The organism is Nocardioides sp. P5_C9_2, from assembly GCF_054049555.1.
Genome location: NZ_JBFUMD010000367.1, coordinates 1 through 4,055 on the forward strand (window position 1 = coordinate 1; position 4,055 = coordinate 4,055).

Genomic DNA, 4,055 nt, shown 5'->3' on the forward strand with positions numbered 1-4,055 from the left:
CCCGGAGGGTCGCGCAGTCATAGCCGGTCAGCCCGGAGGCGATCAGCGACGAGGCACCGTCGAGCACGGCCCGACTCCCGCCCTCGAAGGTCGCAGCCCACCAGCGTCCCTTCGCCGACACCTCGCCCGTGTGGACGCAGAGCGACCGGCTCCACACCCGCTGCCAGCGTCGCGCCCGCACCTGGGCGCGCACCTCCCCGCGCGTCATGCCCAGGGCATAGAGCTGTCGACGCGACACCACGTCGCCCTGCCCCTCGGCCAGCCGGCGTACGTCGCCCAGGATGCGGTCACGATCGCCGGGCCCGCTGCGCGATCGTCGTAGCGTGTCGTCCCCGTCCATGCGGCAAGCCTCGGGCGGTCCGTGCCCCAGGACCTTCCTCGACGTCCTCGCGGTGGAGGGGACATCGCTCAGCACCGCCTGTGGACACCACGTGGCCCACCGTCCCGCGGAGCCGCGCGACAACGTCATGGAAGGTCGTCGCCAGGGCAGCCGCTTCCCATGACGTTGGCCGGGAGGGGCCTCAGCGGACCTTCTGCAGCTCCAGCAGCGTCTCGATGCTGCGGTAGCCGAGCGCCTCGTTGACCGCGTTCATGTGCGCGTTGACCTCGGCGTTGCAGGTGTCGACCGAGACGCACTGCGGGTACGACGCGCGGGCGAGGTCGTGGGTGGCGACCTTGAGCGCGAGTCCCAGGCGGTGGCCCCGGTGGGCCGGGGCGACGAGGGTGACCCCGACCTGCCCGTGGGTGGGGTCGGCGTCGTTGACGCGGACGTCGCTGGAGCCCGCGACCTCCCCGTCGGGACCGATCGCCAGCGCGGTGAGCACGTGCCGGCCGATCGACACGAGGCGCGCCTCGGCGGCGCGCAGCCGTGCCGAGGGCCACTCGGAGTCCGCGAGGTCAAGGTCGCCCAGCGGGATCTCGGAGATCAGCATCCCGAGCAGCCGGCCGAAGGACTCGACGTGCTCGTCGGGACACACCGTGTCGAAGGTGACGATGCGGTAGCCGCCGGCCCGGTCACCGATCCCGGCGACGAGGTCGTCACGCCGGGCGGCGTACTCGTCGAGCACCAGCTCCTTGAAGCCCTCCCTGCTCGCGACGAGCCACCCCCTCGCCAGGGCGAACGCCTCGGACGGCCCACTCTCCCCCGGCGGCACGAAGGCCTCGCCCTGCAGCGTGGTGCGGCCCCTCGCCACCGCCCGGGACTCCACCTCGGTCAGCAGGCGCGTGCCGATGCCCTCGCGACGACGGGTCGGCAGGACGTAGAGGTCGGACGAGGCGGTGTGCAGGTTCTCCTTCAGCGGGGTCAGGAGCAGCGCCGACCCGACCATCGCGGGGCCGTCGAAGGCCCCGAGAAGCGTGCTGTCGCGCTCCGGGTTGTCCGCGGGCAGCGCGGTGCGGCTGACCTCCCATGCCGGCCACGGGTGGCCGGGGCGCTCGGCGGTAGCGGCGGCACCGACCTCCCACCACACCCGCAGGGCGGCCTCGTCGTGCGGGTCGACGGGCCGGATCTCGATGCTCACGGCGGCGACCCTAGGCCAGCGACCCGCAGCGTGCGACGCAGTTTCCGGGCCGGCCGCTCAGAGGGCGAGCTGGCGCTTGACCACGTCGGCGAGCCGGTGCGCGACGGAGTGCGCGAGCTCGGAGGTCGGCGCCTCCACCATGACGCGCACGAGGGCCTCGGTGCCCGAGGGGCGCAGCAGGATCCGGYCGGTGTCACCGAGCGCGGCCTCCTCCTCCGCGACCGCCGCGGCGAGCACGGCGTCGTCGTCGGTGCGGGCCTTGTCGACGTCGGGGACGTTGACGAGCACCTGCGGGAGGCGGATCATCACGCCGGCCAGCTGCTGGAGCGACTGTCCCGTGGCCGCCATCCGCTCGAGCACCTTGAGCGCGGTCAGGATCCCGTCGCCGGTGGTGGCGTGGTCGGAGAGGATCACGTGCCCCGACTGCTCACCACCGAGTGAGTAGCCGGAGACCTTCATCGCCTCGAGGACGTAGCGGTCGCCGACCTTGGTCTGGCGTACGCCGATGCCGGCCCCGCGCAGCGCCTGCACGAAGCCGAGGTTGCTCATCACCGTCGCCACGACGGTGTCCTTGGCGAGGCGTCCCTCGTCGCGCATGGCCAGCGCGAGGACGGCGAGGATCTGGTCCCCGTCGACGATGTTGCCCTCGTGGTCGACGGCCAGGCAGCGGTCCGAGTCACCGTCGAGGCCGAAGCCGGCGGCGGCACCGTGCTCGACGACCGCACGCTGCAGCGAGCCGAGGTGCGTCGAGCCGCAGTTGTCGTTGATGTTGAGTCCGTCGGGGGACGCATGGATGGCGATCACCTCGGCGCCGGCCTCGCGCAGGGCCAGCGGCCCGGCTTGGTAGGCCGCGCCCTCCGCGCAGTCGAGGACGACCTTGAGACCCTCCAGGGGCCTGGTCGTCGCGCCGACGAGGTGGGCGGCGTAGTCGGTGACCGCGGCGTCGTACGTCGTGACCCGACCGACGTCGCCACCCGTGGGGCGTCGCCACTCCTCGCGCATCCGTCGCTCGATGGCGACCTCGATGGCGTCGTCGAGCTTGTGCCCGCCGCGGGCGAGGAACTTGATGCCGTTGTCGGGCATCGGGTTGTGCGAGGCCGACAGCATGACGCCGAGGTCGACGCCGAGCTTGTCGGTCAGGTGCGCCACGCCCGGGGTCGGCAGGACGCCGAGCAGCAGCACGTCGACACCGGCGGAGGCCAGCCCGGCGACCACGGCCGCCTCGAGGAACTGTCCGGAGATGCGCGTGTCCCGACCCACCACGGCGCGGGGACGGTGCCCCGCGAACTCTCCGCGGTCGGCCAGGACATGGGCCGCGGCCACGGACAGGTCCAGGGCCAGCTCCGCCGTCAAGGAGGCGTTCGCCAGGCCCCGGACCCCGTCCGTGCCGAAGAGTCGAGACATGGAGCTCGACGTCACACGATCAGCGCTTCGAGAACTGCGAAGCCTTGCGGGCCTTCTTGAGACCGGCCTTCTTGCGCTCGACGGCGCGGGCGTCACGCGTGAGCAGCCCGGCCTTCTTGAGCGTGGCGCGGTTGGCCTCCTCGTCCACGGCGTTGAGCGACCGGGCGATGCCGAGGCGCAGGGCCCCGGCCTGACCGGCGATGCCGCCACCGTGCAGGCGGGCGATCACGTCGAAGCGGCCCTCGAGCTGCAGGCTGGTGAACGGCTCGTTCACGATCTGCTGGTGCAGCTTGTTGGGGAAGTAGCTGTCGAGCGAGCGGCCGTTGACCGTGATCTCGCCGGTGCCCGGAACGATCCGGACGCGGGCGACGGCCTCCTTGCGACGACCGGTGGCGCCGGCGGGCGCGATGGTCGCCGGGCGGGCGGGGGTGTCGGCGGACGGGGAGCTCTCGGAGCTGTAGGCAACGCCCTCGGCGTTGGTCTCGAAGGTCTCCTCGACCTCGGTGCTCTCGATGTTGTCAGTCATTGATGAGTCCTCGATCGGGATTACTGGGAGACCTGGGAGATCTCGAACGGGATGGCCTGCTGGGCCGCGTGGGGGTGGTTCGGGCCGGCGTACACCTTGAGCTTCTTCAGCACCTGGCGGCCGAGCTTGTTCTTGGGGARCATGCCCCAGACAGCCTTCTCGATGGCCTTGCGGGCGTCCTTCTCGAGCAGCTCGCCGAAGGGCGTGGCGGACAGACCGCCCGGGTAGCCCGAGTGGCGGTAGGCCAGCTTGGTGACCTTCTTGTTGCCCGAGAGGGCGACCTTGTCCGCATTGACGATGATGACGAAGTCACCCATGTCCATGTGCGGGGCGAAGGTCGGCTTGTGCTTGCCGCGGAGGAGATTGGCGGTCTGGACGGCGAGGCGTCCCAGGACCACGTCGGTGGCGTCGATGACGAGCCACTCTCGCTGGATGTCAGCGGGCTTGGGGCTGTACGTGCGCACGGCTGTATCCCGTTCTCGTTCGTAGGTCCGGGAGGGAGATGTCCCACCCGGTGTGCTGCAGCGGCCTCTGACGAACACTGCCCGGCTCATGATCGTCCGGGTCTGCACCCTCGGTCCGTGCGGACCGGAGCGCGGCAGGAG

General features: G+C 71.6%; 5 protein-coding genes. All 5 read right to left on the reverse strand.

Features of this window, described 5'->3' with window-relative positions:
- On the reverse strand, window positions 1-340 hold a 340-nt coding region (locus tag ACXJKL_RS16155; protein WP_457208047.1), incomplete at its 3' end, for a hypothetical protein.
- Window positions 341-521: 181 nt separating this feature from the next.
- Window positions 522-1,520, reverse strand: a complete 999-nt coding sequence (locus tag ACXJKL_RS16160; protein ID WP_457208048.1) for an N-acetyltransferase family protein — start codon at window positions 1,518-1,520, stop codon at window positions 522-524.
- A gap of 57 nt (window positions 1,521-1,577) precedes the next feature.
- Complete coding sequence (gene glmM, locus ACXJKL_RS16165; protein ID WP_457208049.1) at window positions 1,578-2,924, reverse strand: phosphoglucosamine mutase; 1,347 nt, start codon at window positions 2,922-2,924, stop codon at window positions 1,578-1,580.
- A 19-nt stretch (window positions 2,925-2,943) separates the two neighbouring features.
- A complete protein-coding gene (rpsI, locus tag ACXJKL_RS16170; protein ID WP_457208050.1) occupies window positions 2,944-3,450 on the reverse strand; it encodes a 30S ribosomal protein S9 in 507 nt (168 codons plus the stop codon).
- Window positions 3,451-3,470: 20 nt separating this feature from the next.
- Window positions 3,471-3,914, reverse strand: a complete 444-nt coding sequence (gene rplM, locus ACXJKL_RS16175; RefSeq protein ID WP_457208051.1) for a 50S ribosomal protein L13 — start codon at window positions 3,912-3,914, stop codon at window positions 3,471-3,473.
- Window positions 3,915-4,055 lie beyond the last annotated feature (141 nt).

Bases quoted from the DNA above. Each gene is read 5' to 3' on its own strand.
- rpsI (WP_457208050.1), bottom strand. From the start codon at position 3,450: ATGACTGACAACATCGAGAGCACCGAGGTCGAGGAGACCTTCGAGACC.